This window comes from Streptomyces sp. NBC_01016, from assembly GCF_026341035.1.
In the GTDB taxonomy this organism is placed as follows: Bacteria; Actinomycetota; Actinomycetes; order Streptomycetales; family Streptomycetaceae; genus Streptomyces.
This window is the reverse complement of the sequence record NZ_JAPEOQ010000001.1, coordinates 1307244-1324141: the sequence shown is the minus strand read 5'-3', so window position 1 is coordinate 1324141 and position 16898 is coordinate 1307244. Positions and strand designations below refer to the sequence as shown.

Sequence of the window (16898 nt, the reverse complement as noted above, 5' to 3'; positions counted from 1 at the left end):
CGTCATTGGCGTCATCGACGGTTCGTCAAGCGGAGGAGCAGCCCTCGATCGCCATCAACGCGGTCCCGGTGAGGCGGAGGGCGGGGTCGGCCGCCGCGATCATCAGCCGGGCGGCCTCGTCGGGCGTACTGCGCGGTGGGACGACGAGCAGGTCCCAGCGGCCGACACCGTGCGAGAAGAGCCGGATCGTGTGCGGGTCGAGCCCTGACACGCACCACGTGGCCGTGACCGTGTGCCCCGTCACCGGCAGGATCCGCGGCTCCTTCGGCCAGCTTCCCCGACTGGACGCGATCCTGGTCACGAGCCCACGCGACGCGTCGAACACATCGGTGAGCGCTGCCAGTTCGGCGGACAGATCGTCGCTGCGGGGCCACCAGGCTCCGCACACCGGCCCCGGCGGAAAGGTCGGCGGGCGCAGGGCAAGACGGACGGGCGGGTAGGCGTCGGTCCCACCGTCGGTGGCCGAACTGCGGTGAGCGGTGGGTGCGTTCATGACGCACACCCTTCTGCGGGCCGGCATGAGGGCAGAGCCCGGTGTCGTGGTGCACCGGAAGCGACGCCGAACGGAGTCGGCATACGAGGAGCACCCGGTGGCCCCAGCGTACGTCCGGCCCGTTTCCCGTAGGCCAGGAGTACGGTGAAGGAGACGAGGACATCCGTACGCCGGTGCCCGATCACCCCGGAACACCCGCTCCCTTCCTCGCCGTCCACTCAGGGGCAGCCCCCGACGCCGCGTGTCCGGCGGGGAAACGACATGCACCGGCAGACCCCGGCCCACCCATGACCTTCGCACCGCACAGGTCGCCCGCAACTCCTCGATCCAGAAGGAAAGCAGCCGCATGCCGAGCCTGATGACGGGTAGGTTCCCCTTCTACGTACCCCGCGACCCCGGGTGCGGTCATGGAAACGGCCGGACCCGCGATGTCGACACCCGCGGCTCCGGCGCCGCGTCCCTCCGGACAGCCATCACCGGGGCACTCCCGCGTTCAGGAGTCGCAGGGGACGAGGCAGGCGAAGAGACGCCGAAGAAGGGGGAGGGCGTCTTCTCGCCGGATCGGCCCCTGGCGATGTTCTTCGGATTCCCGCCGGGGGCCGTTCCGCGGCCCGCGCGGTACGGAGGGTGCGGGTCCGCCTCATGAGCGAGCGTGCGGTGCGGCCCGCCGAGGACCGGGCGCCCCCGCGGCACAAGGAACAGGGACCGTCCCCCTGGGAAGCGGAGCGGATTCTCCCGCTGGCCCGGGGCCAGGTCGCCGACCGACTCCAGGAACTGGGCGCGTTGTACGCGGCCAACTGCGGTGCGGAAGCCGGGCAATGGGACCGGCGGACGGGCGCCTTCCTGCGCCGCCTGGTGAGCGACATCCGACGTCCCGGCTTCGGCCTGCTGATCGCGGAGAACTCCACGATGACGGCATACGCCTACGGATTCCCGTTGCACAGCGGCCTCTTCGAGATCCGCGAGATCGTGGTCCCACGTCGGGCGCGGGTGCAGTCGCCGCACCAGGACTGGAACCTGGCCCGGCGTCTGCAGCGCCGGCTCCTCGCCGACCACGGTCACTCCACGGGCATCACCCTGGTCGCACGGGCCGACGTATGGACCCATGCGGCGCTGCGGTCCTGGGGGTGGCGGGACGCCCCGGAGAGCTCGTACGGGATCCCGGCGTGGCCCCACCGCACGGTCCTGCTCCTCGATCCGTGAGCGACGGCCCTGCCCTCACGGGGTGACGTCGGTGGTGTCCGGGGCCGGGATCACCGCGGTGTCGAACGTGCCGTCGACGACACGCCTGGCGAGCTCCGTAAGCCGCAGATGGTTGGAGCGGGCATAGGACCGGAACGCGGCGAACGCCTCGTCGACCGAGGTGTCCCAGCGCTCGGCGAGCACACCCTTGACCTGCTCCACCAGGATGCGGCTGGTCAGCGCGGTGTTCAGCTGCGTGTTCTCGACGTGGGACTGCTCCAGCGTGCGCTGCTGCAGGATCGTGATCGTGGCGACGTCCGCCAGCGCCTGGGCGAGGGCGATCTCGTCCACTCCCAAGCGGCGTTCGGTCCGCTGAAAGAGGTTCAGGGCACCGACCACCCGGTCGCGCAGCCGCAGCGGGATCGCGTGCGTCGCCCGGAACCCGATCTCGTGGGCCCGCGGCGTGAAGTACGGCCAGTCCGCGGCCGATTCCGGACGCCTCAGGTCGATGTTCGTCCGGGCCGCGCCACTGCGGAAGCACTCCACGCACGGCCCCTGGTCGTGCTGCCGGGCGAACAGCTCAAGGAGCCGCGTGTGCTCGTCCGACGCGGCGATGACCTGGAGTTCCCCCTGTGGGTCGGCGAGCAGAATGCCGGCGGCCGAGACGTCGAGGAGTTCCACGCAGCGCGCGGAGAGCCGTTGCAAGAGGTCGAGTACGTCGAAGTCGTCGATGAGCGAGTCCGCGATCTCGACGAACACTTCGGCGAGTCGCTGTTCCCGGGCCATGCTGATCATCCCTCTCCACTCTCGGGCAAATGAGGCCCGTTGCCATCGTCTTGGGTTCCGTCGTCGAAGCGCAGCCGTCGGGCCACGATGTCCTCCGCGACGTCGCCGAGGGAACGCTCGCTGCCGTACGCCGAGGCGCGCAGCCGCACCAGTGCGTCGGCCATCGAGGTGCCCAGCTGGACGCTGAGCATGCCCGTGGCCTGGTGCACCACGGCCCGTTGCAGCCCTTCGGGCGGCCACAGCCGGTCGTCGTCCACGGTGTTCCCGTTGCTCCCGATCCGCTGCCCGGCCGGTCCCCGGTCCCCGAGCAGCGCCGCGATCAGGGCGGCGGTCAGCGTGTTCGTGTCCCTGAGCTGTCTGTCGCTGAGAGGGCCGTCCCCGCCGCACAGCAGGGTCAGCAGCCCGAGCCGTGCGCCACCCAGAGCCAAGGGGAAGCAGCACACGCCGTGCACCCCGAGTTGCCGCGCGGCGGGCAGCAGCACGGGCCAGCGATCGGGCCGCACCCGCTGAAGATCCGGTTCAAGGACCGGGATCCCGGCGCGCGTGGCATCGGGCCCGGGCCCCTCGCCGAGGGTGAACTGCAACTCCTCGAACCGCAGGCTCAGTTCGGGGGAACACCAGAGCGGCTCGGGCGCCCGCGTGCTGTCCGCCTCAGCCGGGGATTGACCGAACACGGACACGGCAACGCCCTCGACTCCCAGGGCCCGCGCGCCGGCCGCCGCGGGATCCCTGTCGCTCCCCGGGCGCAGACACCGCAGAACCTCGGCCATGCCCTCGCGGGTCACCGCTCTCCGTTGTACCGAGCCCTGTGCCCTCCCGCCCCGTGCCGGGCTTCCTGAACGCTCGCGTATCCCGGGAACCGGTCGGCGAGGCCACCGGCCCGGAAGACCAAGGAGGTCGCCGACCTGGTGTAGACGACCCGGGTCCAGCCGTGCCGCGCCCGGCTCTCGGCCCATGCTTCGCACAGCGGTTCAAGGATGCTGCCGTCCGCGAAGGTCACCGCGCTCAGGTCCACGATGAGACGGAGCCGGCCGGGCCCGGTACGGACCTGGCGCAGGGCCCGCTCCAAGCGGGGCACGGTGGTCACGTCCAGCTCACCGTGTGCGCGCACCACACGGCAGTCGTCGAACTGGACGGGGAACGCCGACCGGACGGTCGATTCGTGCAGATCGGAATGAGAGCTCATCCGCCCCATCTCCTCTGGCAAGGATTCATCACATGCGCAGAGCCTCTGTTGCGCGGAACAAACTGCACGGAGAGGGCCGGGTCCGGGGCGGCCGTCTTTCGAGCCTACTAGTGCGTGCGGGGGTCGGTCCGGCCCGCACACTCGATGTTCAGATACCTGAACCCCGGGCTGCAACGACCGTCAACGGCAGCGGCGGCGTAAGCAGGTGGGGCCCTCGCCGGTGGACGTCGGCAATCGGCCATGCGCCCTCGACGCTCTGGCCACGGCGCGACACCCCTGAAAGGCTTGCGCACGTGGAAGCATCCGACGCCGGTGCCGCACAGTGTGCACCTGGCAGGGAGGACTCGTATGGGGCAGTTGCTCGCCGCTGGGACTGTCGAGGTTCTCGTCGAGAACGGCACGCTCGGCCTGGTCGAACAATCGCGAGAGAGCGACATCCACTACCCGGATGCGCCGGCAGGGAGCTGGTTGCGCCCTGCCGAAGGGATGGTTCACGCGCACTGTCCCTCGAACGTGATCGATGCCCGGGTGCGCGTGGAACTGTGGAAGGGAGACCCGCCCGGCGAGGGGGTGTGGTCGCACGACGAGGAAACCGAAGTGTTCTTTCCCGCAGGGGAATTGTCCGTCTACACGCTGGGCGAGACGCTCCCCACGGAGATCGGACTCGCCGTCACCGGGCGATACCGGGTGCGGATGTCGTGGGCGTTGAACCCGGAGACCGGCCCGTTCCACTCCCCGTTCAAGGGGCAGGTCGGCACTCTGGAGTACGCCGCGGAAGGTCACGAGGCAGACCTGGAAGGCGTGGATCAGTACTGTCTGGCGCAGGTCTGGAATCTTGACTGACGTACCGGGCTGCCGCCGTACCGTCGACACGACGGCAGCCCGCGCCGACACTCGTCAGTCGCCGATGGCGATCCCGAAGGCGTCGTTGTCGATGATGCGGTCGTTCTCGTACCAGGCGTTGAGCCGGCGTCCGGCTTCTTCGTTCTCCTGGCTGTCGATGTACTTCACCGAGTAGTCGTACTCGTACTGGGTGCCGTCGTACATGTAGCGGGCCGCGCCTTCGTAGCTGGACGCGAAGGGGTACTCGTCGCACTGAACCCCGTCGGCCGGGCCGCCGGGCACGTCTCCGCCGTTGCAGTAGCCCCGTACGACATTGCGGTTGTCCCGGACGCGGGTGCGCTGAGTCGTACCGGCGGCGGGGACCAGACGGTGCAGTGGGTCGGTGGCCTCCGCTCCGGGCAGGTTCTTGTCGCTCTTGGGCGGCAAGGTGGAGTCCGGGTCGTTCCGGGCGTCTCCGATGTGGTTGGCGACGGCGGCGACACCGAGGTACGGCTCGCCGGGCGCGCTCGGGTCGCTGGTGTCGCTGCGGTCGTATCGCAGCGCCGGTGTGGTGTCGCTGAAGACCGCGCCCATGTTGCCGCGACGGAGGTAGGCCGCGCTGTCGAAGCGGAGCTTGCCCTCTTCGCCGTCGGTGGGCTGGAACTGGTCGTAGCCGGGGATCGTGAACTCGTACTTCGGGCGGAAGTCGGCATTCGCGATCTGCTCGCCCGCGGCGGCACTGGGCGGGCTTGAGGCGAACGACACGAGGTCGAACTTGGTCTTGCCGTCCCTCTTCCAGGCGCCGGGGGAAGCGGTACGGCCCTCGTACATGCCGCTGTCGCAGGCGTCCTCGGCGCTGCCGTTACCGCTCTTCCACGTGCCGTCGCAGTCGAGTTCCGCCTTCATCGTGGCGCCCGGCTTGTTGAAGTGCCCGGTGGAACTCCACACGTCGACATCGAGGTCGAAGTCGGCGTAGCGGTAGTAGCTGCTGTCGAACCATCCGCCGATCTTGGCCTTGCCGATGATGGTGTTGCGGGAGACGAACCAACCCTTGATGTAGCAGCCCGGAGGCCACAAGCCGCACTGGATCGCCGGGATGGCGATGACGTGCCGCTGACAGTACGAGAAGCGGTTCTTGATCCAGCCACCGTCGTTGCTGGAGCTGTCGTTGGCGGCGCACTCGTCGACGTTGTCGATGTACTGGTACGGGTCGGCGGGTTTGCGGCCGCGGTTGAAGCGCTCGCTGGGCACGGTGTAGGAGCGGCCGGCAGCGTCCTTGGTCCGGTTCTCGGGCTGGGCGGACGGGCCGCTGGTGGGCTTGAGGTCGAGCCGGCCCAGATCCCCGTCGGCGGACAGGGCGTCGACGACCTTCTGCGGGTCTGCGACCAGCTTCGGGTCGGTGATGACATACGCGTCACCGGGCTTGAGAGAGGTGGCCTGTCCCGGGTCCTCTGGAGTGTCGGCGGCCTGGGCAGGCAGCACGGACAGAGCGAGCAGCACGGCCGACAGGGCTGTGACGACCGTCGTTCTTCTGCGGAACAACATGATCCTCCGTGACGTCGGTGTCACCGACGCGCAGAGGGCAGCCGCAGGAGGTCGACCTGGGCATGCCAAGCCGCGAAGCGTGTTCTATGCAGGCGTCCACTGGTCAGTTCGGACGCGACCCCCGTCACGTCGGCCGTTCACGCCCCTGGGGGCACGCCGGTCTCAACGGGAGTCAGCTTGCTCTCAACTCCCCACCAAAACAACTAAGTTGAATCAACCTGACTCAAAGAGCGGGGCACCGCGACCCGACCTGACCGAGCGTTCGGCATATGCCATGAGCTCAACCTTCTTGCTCGCCGACGCAGCTGACAGTCGGAGGAACGACCCGTCTCTGTTCGAACGGATTGGCGTGTTATCGCCCCCTGGGCGTGCTCGTCACGGCACATCCAGGCGCATGGCCCGCTGCCGGAACTCGACCGCGAGATCGCGGAGAAGGAGACGGGCCCGATCCCCCGCACCCGCATGCCGAAGCCTGCCGCTCCGGAGCCGCCCGTCCGGCCCTCGGCCGACCCCTCCGCTCACGCAATGGCCCGCAAATGAAGAAGCGCCCGAGCCGACCGAAGCCGACCCGGGCGCCGCCCACACTCGTAGACCCTGTGGGACTCGAACCCACAACCAATGGATTAAAAGTGTCCGCGATCTTGTGCTGAGTGGTGGTGGGGGCTGGCCCGTTGTCCGGAAACGCCAGGTCAGGGAGCTAGTGCTGGATGGCTGGATCCACCGCGTGACGGGCTGTGGGGGCACGTCCGCTCACGCATCGCTCACGCATGACGGCCCGGTTCTCTCACAGAGAGAACAGCTCTTCCTGGTAATTCTCGACGATGTCCCGCCGTGGATAGAACAGCCCGAGCAGCATGAACGTCTTGGGCCGCTTGGCGAGGTTCCCGACGAAGCAGTGGACGGCTCGGTCCGGAGTGAACATCCGGGTGAACCAGCGTTCCCTCAGCTTCTCCTCCACGCCCTGTTCCCCATACTGACGCCGGAACTTGCGGTACGACTCGCCTGCCTCCCAGTCCCTGAGCGCCAGGTCATGTCCGGTACAGCGAGAGTCGTTGCAGCTGAAGCGGTAGCGGAACTCCAGTGGTACCCATTCGAGTTGACGCAGGTCCTGGTCGAGGAGATCCATCTGATCGGCCAAGGCGGCCTTGGACGCGGGCCAGGGCTCGGCGGGGTCCAGGCGGAAGTCGACGGTGTCCGCCGGGCGGAAGAGGCCGAGGGAGGTGCCGTGCTCCTCTTGGTCCCGTTTGATGGCGCAGAGAGATGGGGCGATCAGCGGGCGGACGAGCGAGTAGCGCTCGCGCCAGCCGTCGCTCGTGCCGATTCTGTCGACGACCTTGAGAGTGTCCAGGTTCGGGCGCAGGCTCTCCGGCCGCTGGTCCTGGTGGCGGCGCACGTCGACCTCGACGATCGCGTATTTGGCGAACTGGCTCTGCTCTTCCAGGAGTCGGAAGGGGACTGGGAAGAGGCGGACGTGCTCGGGGGTGTCACGGTCGAGTCGTATTCCGGCGACGCAGCTCGTCTCGCGGTACTTCGCGGACAGCTCCGGATACGTCTTCACTGTGATCATGATGCGTGCCCGTTGCCACGCTCCGGCCATGCCCCACCCCCGGTCCGTATCGCCTGGACCAGATTGGAAATGAGCCGGTTCGCACGCGCAAGAGCGCGTGCGCGCAAGGTAGTTGAAGTCAGGCCAAGGGGCTGACGGGTAGTGACGTGCGCTTGCGTAGGGTCTCCAGGACGACGTGGCGGTGGCAGCGCTCCTCGTCCTTCTCGAAGCACAGCACCGCGACGCGGGCCTGAGCTGCGTATTCGGCGAGTTCGTCGAGGTCGGCCTGGGCTGCGTCTGTGCGCAGCAGGCTGCGGAAGCGGGCTCGGCCCTCGCCGATACGCCCTTCCCAGAACGGGGCCCGGTTGTCCTTCGGGTTCCCCAGGGCCCGCAGGTGGGTGTAGGCGATGCCGGCCTCGTCGAGAGCGTGCCCGAGCCGGGTCTTGCTGAAGCCCGGCTTGCGACTGATGGGGGTCAGGCGGACGTCGGCGACCATGCTGATCTGGGCTTCCAGCAGGGAGGCGACGAACGAATCGATGTCCCGCCCCTCATATCCGGCAGACCACAGGCCGGCCGTCGGCCCCTGTGCCGACCGGAACAGCTCGTCGAGCGAGACCCCGAGCACCTCGGCCAATGCACCAACGGTGAAGAAACCTGGCTGAATTACTCCCCCGCCCTCAAGCCGCGACAACGTCGCAGGCTGGATGCCCGCCTCCTTCGCCAGGCGTTCGGGCGTCCATCCACGTTCCTCGCGAAGGGCGCGTACACGGGCGGCCAGCGTCCGTACCGGGGAAGAAGAGCAGGGGGTTAAGCGGCGATCGGCCATGGACCGGGATCCTAACTTCCGCCGGAATCACACAGGTAGTTACCCGCATGCGCTTCCGCATACCGGTCGAACGAACGGGTGGCCCTGGGCGAGCTCGTCGCAGATGCGTCAGGACGCGGGAGCGATCTCGGCGATCAGGCCCTCGACCAGGGCCTTGATCTCGTCGCGGATCGGGCGGACGGCAGCGACGCCCTGACCGGCCGGATCCTCCAGCTCCCAGTCGAGGTAGCGCTTACCGGGGAAGACCGGGCAGGTGTCACCGCAGCCCATGGTGATGCAGACGTCCGATTCCTTGACCGCGTCGACGGTCAGGATCTTCGGGGTCTCGGCGGAGATGTCGATGCCGACCTCGGCCATGGCCTCGACGGCGGCGGGGTTCACTTCCTTGCCGGGGTTGGAACCGGCCGAGCGGACCTCGACACGGTCGCCGGCCGGGTGGGTCAGCCAGGCGGCGGCCATCTGGGAGCGACCGGCGTGGCCCGCACAAGGTCATGACGTTCGGCTCGGTACTTGCTGTGGCAGCCGTGCTGGCGGTCGCAGCCGTCACCGACCGCTGGGGCTCCACGCACTACGGCGCTCTCTCCGGACTTCTGGCCGCCCCCGCGACCGTCGCCGCAGCGATCGCGCCATGGGCGGGAGCCAGCCTCGCCGAGTCATTGGGCGGCTACCCGCACCTGTTCATCACACTGTCGATTGCCTCCCTGGCCGCGGCCTTCCTCGCGTTGGGATCCGCCATCACCAGGTCGGACAACGCGGAGACCAGCCTGAGCCCGGCCTGTCACTCCCACCCGTCGAGGGACACCTCCGGCCCACCGCCTTCCAGGTAGCGGTGCAGCGCGTGGGCGGTGGAGTCGACGAACTCCTCAGGGATGGCATCGGCGTCGACCCACCGAACCTGCGCGTGCTTGAGAGGCTCGCGGTTCTCGAGCTCGCCGGACCACTCATGGGCGGCGAAGATGACGGAGAGGAATCCGTTCGGGGCCTCAACTCCCCATGCCCCATGGATGATGTGGGCGGCCTTCAGCGCCTCCGGCTTCACGACCAGACCGGTCTCCTCGGACAGCTCCCGCACCGCCGTCTGCGTGATCGGTTCACCGGGCTCACCTTTGCCGACCGGTAGATCCCACATCCCCTGGGCGAACTTGGCGTTCTCGCTGCGCTGCAGCAGCACGACGCGGTTGGTGGCCCGGTCGTGGACGATCACGGCGGCGGCCAGCAAGGTCACCGATCCGAGGGCAGGCTTGAGGGTTTGGGGACGGGAGTCGGTCGTCGGCTCAGGCACAGGTTTCCCCTCATTACATGGATAGTTGGGCAAGCATCTCGTCGGCGCGGCGAGTTGGTGGGCGGGTCAGCGGATGCGGGCGCGCCCGAACAGCAGCCGGTCGGCCGCCAGCGTGGTGTCCAGGTAGGCGTCGAGCTGGACAGCGTCAGAGGCTTGCGGCAGCGGGTCGAGTCCGAGCAGGAGAACGGCCTCGACGGTACCGGTGACCAGTGACATCCACTCAGGGCGCGCGGGCAGACGCAACCGACGAGAGGATCCCGGAAAGTGCAGCGACACCTGGCCGCCGACGATCCGCAGGCATCGACCGGCATCCTGGACCACGTCTCCGACCCCACCCAACCCGCCGAGACTGTCGGCGAAGCGCCGCACGCGGACCTCGGCCGTGTCGGCCTCTGCATCAGGGCCGATGGACGCCAGGCTCTCTGTGATCAGGATGTGGGCCAGTTCGTGGCCGTCCGGGCCGCTGCCGATCCACGTCCAAGAGGCGAGCGACGCCAGTAGTCGCAGGTCGGGTCCGGGTGGAGTGAGCAGGACGCTCATACAGTCGTCCCTCCCGTGGCCTCGAAGCAGGACCAGACGATCTTCCCGCAGGGAGTGCGGTCCTCGAGCCCCCAGCCGTCCGAGAGAGCGGCCACCAGCATCAGGCCCCGTCCGGAGACGTCCATGTCGGCAGGCTCACGGACCGCGGGCTGCCTGCGACGGCTGTCGTGCACTTCGACGCGTACGACATCGTCGTCAATGTCGAGTCTGAGCAGGAATCCATTGCCCGGAGCACTGCCGTGAACCACTGCGTTCGTGGCCAACTCCGAGACACAGAGGCGGACATCATCGGCCCGGTCGGCGCGTCCCCATCCCTTCAACGCAGTATCGGCGAACTCCCTTGCCAGACCGACGGATTCAGGGCGGGCGGTGAAGAACCGCTGCATCGTCTCAACCATCATGGACCTCATGACTCGGCGCCCAGAACGCGGACGGAACCGGAGCTGCGACGCCGGGAGGATCCGCAAGAGGAGCGGCCGGACGGGCGCGTGCGGCGGGTGTGACGGGCCAGGAGCAGTCGGGCGCCGACCGCCTCGATCTGCCGCCTGCGGTCCGTCGCTATGGGCTTGGGGCCGAGGTGGGAGGCAGCGGGGGCGATGACGCCGTAGACACCGGGCAGGGCCAGCACGTCCAGCAGACCGGTGAACGCGGCCGAGGCAGGACCACCACCCGTGTTGTCGTCGTGGTCGGTGAAGACTCCGCACAGCTGCAGTTCGTGGGTGCGGCAGTACTCGGCGAGCGACTCGGTCAGCGCCGCCTTCCGGGCTGCGGGTACCCGCACCAGCCGCAGAAAGCCGTACACGACCGGGCCGCTGATGGGTCGATGTTCCGTGAGGGGTTCCATGCTGGGGACCGTCCAAGTCGTTCGACAGTTGGTGACCCCTTGAGCGTGGCCGCATCCCAACTGCTGCCCAATCACCGCCTGTTCTACTTCCGTTCCACTTCCGTCCCGCCGGGTGCACGCGTCTGCTTCGATGACGGGAGGAAGGGAGCGACGCGTGGCGACCGTGCACCACTGGACCGGCCTGGAAGCCAGGGCCTTGCGACTCGCCCTGCGAATGAGCGTGCGGGGCTTCGCCGAACGCCTCGGCCTTGCCGTAGCCACCGTCTCCAAGTGGGAGAGCAAGCTCGTCGGCACCGAGCCCAGGCCGGACACCCAGGCCATCCTCGACACGGCCCTCGGCCGCGCGGACGCGGCGGTCCACCTGCGTTTCGAGACGCTCCTGTCGGAGACCGCCGGTGCTGTCACCGCTGCCGGACGACGCGTCACCGCCTCCGGGCCGCGGGCCTGGGAGTACGAGTCCTGGGCAGACGACCTGGACCGGGTGGTCGTTGCGCTGTCCCGGCAGAACTTCGCCTTCGCCGACAGCCTCCTGGACCGGTGGCTCACCCGGTTCAAGTCCCCCGAGCTGGATGACAGGGGCCTGTATCTGTTCGCCCGCTCGACCGCTCTGCTCGGTGACCTCAAGCGCGACCAGGGTGCCGTGCTCGGCCCGCTCTCCGCCCAGCACTCCTATGCCGGAGCCCGCACGGTCTTCACCCAGCTCGACATCCCCCGCCGCGTCGCCCAGCTCGACCTGTCGCTCGCCGTGGTCACAGAGATGTCCGGGAACCTGGAGGCCGCCGCCCGAACCTACGAAACCCTCGCCGTCGACGACCGCCTCTCCCGCCGCGACCGCGCCAGGGCCCGGCTCTGGGTCGGCACAGCCCTGAGCAAGGGCGGCGAACACGACTACGCGACGCGCGTCATGCAGGCCGCGACCCGAGACTTCGAGGACCTCACCGAACCCGACGACTGGTCGGTGGCCCATCAGAAGATCGCCCTCGCCCGCCGCGGCGCCGGCGACCTCACCCAGGCCCTGCACTTCATCGGCATCGCCCGCAGCAGCGGGGCCACCGAATCACCGATGCAACGCGTACGACTGGACACCGCTCATGGCCACATCCTGCTCTCCGATCCGGCAACCCGAGATGATGGACTCGTCGTCCTCGGCCAGGCCGCCACGGTGGCCGCGCAGTACGGACTCGTGCACCAACTGCGCAGTATCGAGGGCATCAAGGCCATGAGCGAGGGGCCGGCCGGCCCCCGGCAACGGTGACCAGGGAGAACACGCGTGAGCGACAACCGGCAGACCATCACCGAGGACCAGTGGCGCCAGGCCAAGCTGATCTGGGACTACCACCAGATGCACCACGAGCTGCGTCCCGTCGACACGGCGATCGGCCTTGGCAGCCACGATCTCGGCGTTGCCGCCCACTCCGCCGAGCTTTACCGCTCCGGCCTCTTCCCGACCCTCGTCTTCACCGGTGGCAACAGCCCCACCACCGCCGAAGTCTTCCCCCGCGGCGAGGCCGTCCACTTCCGCGAGCACGCCATCGATCTCGGTGTCCCCGCCGACGCAATCCTCCTGGAGCCCAACGCCGGCAACACCGGCCAGAACATCACTCTCTCCCGTGAGGTCCTCGCGGCCGCAGGCATCCGCCCCACCACGGTGCTGCTGGTCTCCAAGCCCTATATGGAAAGGCGGTCGTTCGCGACCGCCCGCAAGCTGTGGCCCGACGTCGAGATCCTCTGCGCGTCGGAGCCGCTGGAGTTCGACGACTACGTGAAGTCCATCGGGGACGAGAGGCTCGTCCTGGACATGCTCGTCGGCGACCTTCAGCGGGTCATCGAGTATCCGAAGCTCGGATTCGCCATCGAGCAGGAGGTCCCGGAGGACGTGCATGGAGCGTACGAGTCCCTCTGCCGCGACGGCTTCACCAGCCGCCTCATCGGCTCCTGAACTCCCCGTGCCGGGTGGGCTGTGCGCCATCCACCAGCCGAACTTCCTGCCCCGGCTGACCACTCTGGCCAAGCTGTTCGCGGCGGACCACTGGATCGTCCTGGACGACGTGCAGTTCGCCCGCCGCGACTACCAGCACCGAGCCCGCCTTGCGGCCCTCGACAACCCGGGCCGCGAGCAGTGGCTCACTGTCCCCACTCACCTCCCGCAGGGGCGCCCCACTCTCATCCGGAACGCGTTGATCAACGACCCGGACTGGGCGCGGCGCAGGATCGCGGGGATTCTGCGGCAGCGCTACGGGACCAGCCCTCACTGGCCCGTCCTAGCAGCCGTCATGGCCCCTGTGCTGGACGCCTTCGACACCGGCAGGACCGCTACCGTCGCCGAAGTCTCCACCCGTGTCCTCCTGGACCTGATGGGCTGGAAAGGCCGCATTCTCACCAGCAGCCGTCTGTCGGCCCGGTCAGGTCGATCCGAGAGGCTCGCCGACCTGGCCGTCACGACGGGCGCTCGCTCGTATCTGTGCGGGACCGGCGGTATGGCCTACCTCGACGAGGCCCCGTTCGCGGCCCAGGACATCACCGTGACCCTGTTCCGGCCGCCGGCGACCGGCATCTGGCCCTCCGGTCGCCGACTCAGTGTTCTGTGGGCGCTGGCGACATTCGGCCCGCAGGCCGTGGTCGCCCATCTCCAAGCTCTCGCCTCCGCCCACACCCTGCTTGTGCCTGCCGCCTGACCTCATCGCTCTCAGCGGGAGCGGCGCGGGCGCGGTACGGGCGTAGCGGCCGCGGACGGCACCTGCGGGCTGGGCGCCACGTGGGTCCGGTGATCGCTGCGGGCCTGTGCCGCAAGGGCGCGTGCGCTGGGTGCTTGTCGTGCGGCGAGGCGTTGGATGCGCCAGGTGAGGACCCGGGCCGGTCGGTCGGCGTCGGCAAGCGGGCGTCGGCCGACGGCGCTGCGCAAGACCTCCTCGGGGTTGTGCCCGGCCTTCTCGGCTTGGGTGAAGGTCGCGGTGAGCGCGTCGAAGGCCGCGTCCCCCACGATCTTCTCGGCGTACTCGGGTACGACATCGTGGACCAGGCGGATGTGCCGTTCGACGGTGGGGCGAGGCGGCCGTTGCTGAGCGAGAGCGGCCAGGGGTGCAGTAGCCGCTTCGTCGTAGGCGGCCTGGAGCTCAAGCTGGGTGCGCTGAGCGGCGGCGACCTGCTGGTCGTGGTGGCGGAGCTGGTGCCATCGGGCAGCGGCGATCACGGCCAGAAGTGCGGCGTCGAGGAACATCGCCAGGACGGCGCCGTCCTTCGGCGACGGCTCGCGCAGAATCGCGCGGACCGCACTGCGCAGGGCGCGAGCATGCTGGTAATCGGCCCGGATGCGGGAGCGAGCCGCTCGCTCAAACTCCCTTGATGCTCCATGGAGTTGGGCCCGCAGTGGTGCGGGCGCGATGAGGGGAAGGGTGTCGAGGGCTTCGCCGAGGGCGTTGATGTGGGCTTGGGCGGCCTCGTCATCGGCGTTGCCGTCGAGGTGGTGGGGGATGCGTTCGGTGGCGGCAGTTGCCTGGTGCCAGGGGCCCGTGCGACGCGCGGCCATCTGACCGTCGGCGCGCGAGGCGAGGTCGTCGAGTCGCTTCTTGATCTTCGGAAAGGACAGGTCCGGTGCGAGTTCGGAGCCGGAGAACCGGATCGGCTCGCCGGCCTGGTTGGTGTCGCCGGTGAGAGCGACCGTGAAACCCCGGACGTCTCCGGAGGGGAAGTGCTTCACGTCGACCTGGACGCCCTCAGTGTGAGCGAGCAGGTCGAGAAATTCCTCGGTTCCGCGGGCGGCGGCCACTGCGGTACGGACCGTGGTGCGCAGGCGCTCGCGAGTAGTGCTGGGCTGCCCTGCGCGCTTGGCCTTCTCCTGTTCGGCGCGAGTGGGCCGCTTGGCGGCCGTACGGTCACCGCGCACCACCTGGAACAGGCCGTACTCCCTCTCGACCTTGGCGAGTTCACGGTCGGCGGTGAGGTAGTCGTTCCAGTGGCGAGCGAGGCGCAGGTCGGCGCGGACCGTGGTGGCGGCGATGTGGACGTGGTCGTCGGCGTGGCGCACGGCGACCCAGCGGCAGCCGTCCGGATCACCTGCGGGAGCGATGCCGGTAGCTGCGACGACGCGGCGAGCGATGTCGGCCCAGTCGTCGTCGCTGAGGTGTCGGTCGGTTGTGGCGGCGCGGATCGAGCAGTGCCACATGTGGCGTTCCGGCGCGCGGCCGAGGCGTTCGGCCTGTTTGACGTGCAGGTCGAGGTCCGCGACGAGCTGCCTGCGGGCGGCGTCGGGGTCATCGGGGGTGCGGCCGGGGTCAGGGGCGAAGCCGTCCCAGGAGGCGACCAGGTGCGGGTCGTGGTGGTCGGTGGCCTTCTTGGTGTCGTACAGGTAGCGGATGAGGCCGGCGGTGCTCTTGCCGCCCGTGATCTTCGCGATCACCCGGCCGCCTTCGTGGTGACGGCCTGGTTCGCGGCGTTCGCGATGTGGCGGACCGCCGTGCCGACGGCATCCAGGGTGCGATCGGTCTGGGCCAGCAGGGCACTGTCCCCAGGGTGTGGATGGCCGCCGGCGTTGAGCCTCCAGGCGATCTGGTTGATGTTGCGGCCGATCTTGGCGACCTGCTCACGCAGGGCGTTGAGCTCGTCGATGTAGTCGTCGAGCTGGGTGCGCTGGCCGGGCAGGGTGAAGCCGAGGTCACCGCTGATGTGGGCGATGACGAGGGCGCCGACGTAGTGAGCGGCAGCGATGTTCAGTGACCTGGCCTTGGCGAGGATGACCGCCTTCTCGTCGGCGCTGTAGCGCACGTCGACGCGGTCTGTGCGCTGCACGGGCATGCGGCTGCGACGACGGGCGACGCGGTGCACGGCGGCTTCGTCGGCGGCACGCGGCAGCGGCAGCTCGGTATCGACGAGAGGCTTCTCCGAAGCGGGCACCCCCTGGTGCCCGTGTGCCTCCGCCACCCCCGGGGCGGAGGCTCCCCCGTTGGACCGGCCCTTGGACGGTCCAACGGGATACCTTGCTCCGCCGTTGGGTCCGGTGGTCGTCTCCTGCTGGGCGGTGCGCAGTTCGTCGTGCGGGTCGTGCATGGGCTGGTTCTCCGGGAGTGCGAGGCCGGGATCGGGGAGTTCTGGAAGTCAGGCGGCTTCCGCGCCGAGTTCTGGTCGATCGGCGGCGGCGTCTAGCTCCTCCTGGACCAGGCCCTTCAGCTGGTCCGCCTCAACCCGTCCGATCGTCAGGTCCTTCTCGCGGAAGATGGCTTCAATGTGGCGGCGTGAGGCGCGGCCATGGCGGCCAAGGGGCGCAGAGCGGGCGAGGGAGAGCCTCTCGGCGGAGACGTCGGCAGGCAGTTGGTCATGCGGTGTCATGGCTGGCACGTGCACCTTCGCCACGTCGGTGGCGTCCGAAGCCACATCACCAGGAGTCGTATCTGCGGCTTGGCGAGCTGCGGGTTGGCGTCGGATGACGATGTACAGGTGGACGGCGCCGGCCAGCGCAAGCGGCGCGATGGCGGACAGCACGCCGACCGTGACGTCGTCGAGCCGCAGACCCTCGCCGTGGCGACTCTGCTCATTGAGGCGGACCGCGTGCAGGGCATTGGCCCAGATACTCGTCGTGGTGGCGGCGCCGACCAACGCCCACACGTACACGCGCGAGCGCAGCGGGGCGGTACGCAGCATGAGGAGAGCGCCCACGCCGATGGCGATGAACCCGTCGATCACGAGCGGGAAGGCGTACGTGAGCAGCCCACGGATGTGGATGGCGACAGCCATCTGCCGCAGAGCGTCGTAGGAGAGGGCGAAGGCGAACGCGGCGAGCAACGCGATGCCGACGCGGATCGCGGAAGTCCCGGGTATCGCAGAGGGGGCAGGGGCAGTGGAGGCAGGCAAGC

At 69.0% G+C, this 16898-nt stretch carries 20 protein-coding genes; 5 read left to right on the top strand and 15 right to left on the bottom strand.

What is annotated here, in order from left to right; genetic code table 11:
- Window positions 1-25: 25 nt before the first annotated feature.
- On the bottom strand, window positions 26-493 hold the full coding sequence (locus tag OG746_RS06275; RefSeq protein ID WP_266712380.1) for a DUF5994 family protein: 468 nt from the start codon (window positions 491-493) through the stop codon (window positions 26-28).
- A gap of 642 nt (window positions 494-1135) precedes the next feature.
- Here OG746_RS06275 and OG746_RS06270 point away from each other — a divergent pair.
- Window positions 1136-1696: a hypothetical protein gene (locus OG746_RS06270; RefSeq protein WP_266712378.1), complete on the top strand. Its 561-nt coding sequence runs from the start codon at window positions 1136-1138 to the stop codon at window positions 1694-1696.
- A 15-nt stretch (window positions 1697-1711) separates the two neighbouring features.
- On the opposite strand, the gene OG746_RS06265 is transcribed toward OG746_RS06270, so the two are convergent.
- The 3 genes from OG746_RS06265 to OG746_RS06255 are packed head-to-tail and all read right to left on the bottom strand — an operon-like array spanning window position 1712 to window position 3647.
- The gene (locus tag OG746_RS06265; protein ID WP_266712376.1) at window positions 1712-2470 is read right to left on the bottom strand and encodes a GAF and ANTAR domain-containing protein; all 759 of its coding nucleotides are present in this window, start codon (window positions 2468-2470) and stop codon (window positions 1712-1714) included.
- Window positions 2467-3246, bottom strand: coding sequence for an ANTAR domain-containing protein (locus OG746_RS06260; RefSeq protein WP_266712374.1), 780 nt, complete (start codon window positions 3244-3246; stop codon window positions 2467-2469). Before OG746_RS06260 ends, OG746_RS06265 begins: the two co-directional genes overlap by 4 nt.
- Complete coding sequence (locus tag OG746_RS06255) at window positions 3243-3647, bottom strand: STAS domain-containing protein (protein WP_266712372.1); 405 nt, start codon at window positions 3645-3647, stop codon at window positions 3243-3245. The genes OG746_RS06260 and OG746_RS06255 overlap by 4 nt, the downstream gene beginning before the upstream one ends.
- A 348-nt stretch (window positions 3648-3995) precedes the next feature.
- Here OG746_RS06255 and OG746_RS06250 point away from each other — a divergent pair, with 348 nt between their 5' ends.
- Window positions 3996-4490: a hypothetical protein gene (locus OG746_RS06250; protein ID WP_266712370.1), complete on the top strand. Its 495-nt coding sequence runs from the start codon at window positions 3996-3998 to the stop codon at window positions 4488-4490.
- Window positions 4491-4544: 54 nt separating this feature from the next.
- Here the strand turns inward: OG746_RS06250 and OG746_RS06245 are convergent, their stop codons facing one another.
- From OG746_RS06245 to OG746_RS06210, 8 genes are all read right to left on the bottom strand, one after another.
- Window positions 4545-6014 (bottom strand): NucA/NucB deoxyribonuclease domain-containing protein, encoded by a 1470-nt coding sequence (locus tag OG746_RS06245; RefSeq protein WP_266712368.1) that lies wholly within the window; start codon window positions 6012-6014, stop codon window positions 4545-4547.
- Between the two features lie 784 nt (window positions 6015-6798).
- Window positions 6799-7611 carry a DUF8758 domain-containing protein gene (locus OG746_RS06240; protein WP_524540379.1) on the bottom strand — a complete coding sequence of 271 codons (813 nt, stop codon included), beginning with the start codon at window positions 7609-7611 and terminating at the stop codon, window positions 6799-6801.
- Between the two features lie 88 nt (window positions 7612-7699).
- A complete protein-coding gene (locus tag OG746_RS06235; RefSeq protein ID WP_266712364.1) occupies window positions 7700-8386 on the bottom strand; it encodes a DUF488 family protein, N3 subclade in 687 nt (228 codons plus the stop codon).
- A gap of 108 nt (window positions 8387-8494) precedes the next feature.
- On the bottom strand, window positions 8495-8845 hold the full coding sequence (locus OG746_RS06230) for an arsenate reductase ArsC (protein ID WP_524540378.1): 351 nt from the start codon (window positions 8843-8845) through the stop codon (window positions 8495-8497).
- 319 nt (window positions 8846-9164) lie between these two features.
- Window positions 9165-9701: an NUDIX domain-containing protein gene (locus OG746_RS06225; RefSeq protein WP_266712362.1), complete on the bottom strand. Its 537-nt coding sequence runs from the start codon at window positions 9699-9701 to the stop codon at window positions 9165-9167.
- A 33-nt stretch (window positions 9702-9734) separates the two neighbouring features.
- Window positions 9735-10208, bottom strand: coding sequence for a hypothetical protein (locus tag OG746_RS06220; RefSeq protein WP_266712360.1), 474 nt, complete (start codon window positions 10206-10208; stop codon window positions 9735-9737).
- Window positions 10205-10606 carry an ATP-binding protein gene (locus OG746_RS06215; protein WP_266712358.1) on the bottom strand — a complete coding sequence of 134 codons (402 nt, stop codon included), beginning with the start codon at window positions 10604-10606 and terminating at the stop codon, window positions 10205-10207. The genes OG746_RS06220 and OG746_RS06215 overlap by 4 nt, the downstream gene beginning before the upstream one ends.
- Window positions 10607-10614: 8 nt before the next feature.
- On the bottom strand, window positions 10615-11052 hold the full coding sequence (locus OG746_RS06210) for a hypothetical protein (RefSeq protein WP_266712356.1): 438 nt from the start codon (window positions 11050-11052) through the stop codon (window positions 10615-10617).
- Between the two features lie 154 nt (window positions 11053-11206).
- Between OG746_RS06210 and OG746_RS06205 the strand changes: the two genes are divergently transcribed.
- Genes OG746_RS06205 through OG746_RS06195 form a run of 3 tightly spaced genes read left to right on the top strand, consistent with a single transcriptional unit; the run spans window position 11207 to window position 13727 of the window.
- Complete coding sequence (locus OG746_RS06205) at window positions 11207-12307, top strand: helix-turn-helix domain-containing protein (protein WP_266712354.1); 1101 nt, start codon at window positions 11207-11209, stop codon at window positions 12305-12307.
- Between the two features lie 15 nt (window positions 12308-12322).
- Entirely contained in the window at window positions 12323-12991 is a 669-nt protein-coding gene (locus OG746_RS06200; RefSeq protein WP_266712352.1) for a YdcF family protein, read from the top strand.
- 46 nt (window positions 12992-13037) lie between these two features.
- Complete coding sequence (locus OG746_RS06195; RefSeq protein ID WP_323179672.1) at window positions 13038-13727, top strand: WbqC family protein; 690 nt, start codon at window positions 13038-13040, stop codon at window positions 13725-13727.
- A gap of 11 nt (window positions 13728-13738) precedes the next feature.
- On the opposite strand, the gene OG746_RS06190 is transcribed toward OG746_RS06195, so the two are convergent.
- Genes OG746_RS06190 through OG746_RS06180 form a run of 3 tightly spaced genes read right to left on the bottom strand, consistent with a single transcriptional unit; the run spans window position 13739 to window position 16896 of the window.
- Window positions 13739-15448, bottom strand: coding sequence for a relaxase/mobilization nuclease domain-containing protein (locus OG746_RS06190; protein WP_266712348.1), 1710 nt, complete (start codon window positions 15446-15448; stop codon window positions 13739-13741).
- Window positions 15445-16095, bottom strand: coding sequence for a plasmid mobilization relaxosome protein MobC (gene mobC / locus OG746_RS06185; protein ID WP_266712346.1), 651 nt, complete (start codon window positions 16093-16095; stop codon window positions 15445-15447). Before mobC ends, OG746_RS06190 begins: the two co-directional genes overlap by 4 nt.
- A 48-nt stretch (window positions 16096-16143) precedes the next feature.
- Window positions 16144-16896, bottom strand: a complete 753-nt coding sequence (locus tag OG746_RS06180; protein ID WP_266712344.1) for a DUF2637 domain-containing protein — start codon at window positions 16894-16896, stop codon at window positions 16144-16146.
- Window positions 16897-16898: the final 2 nt, after the last annotated feature.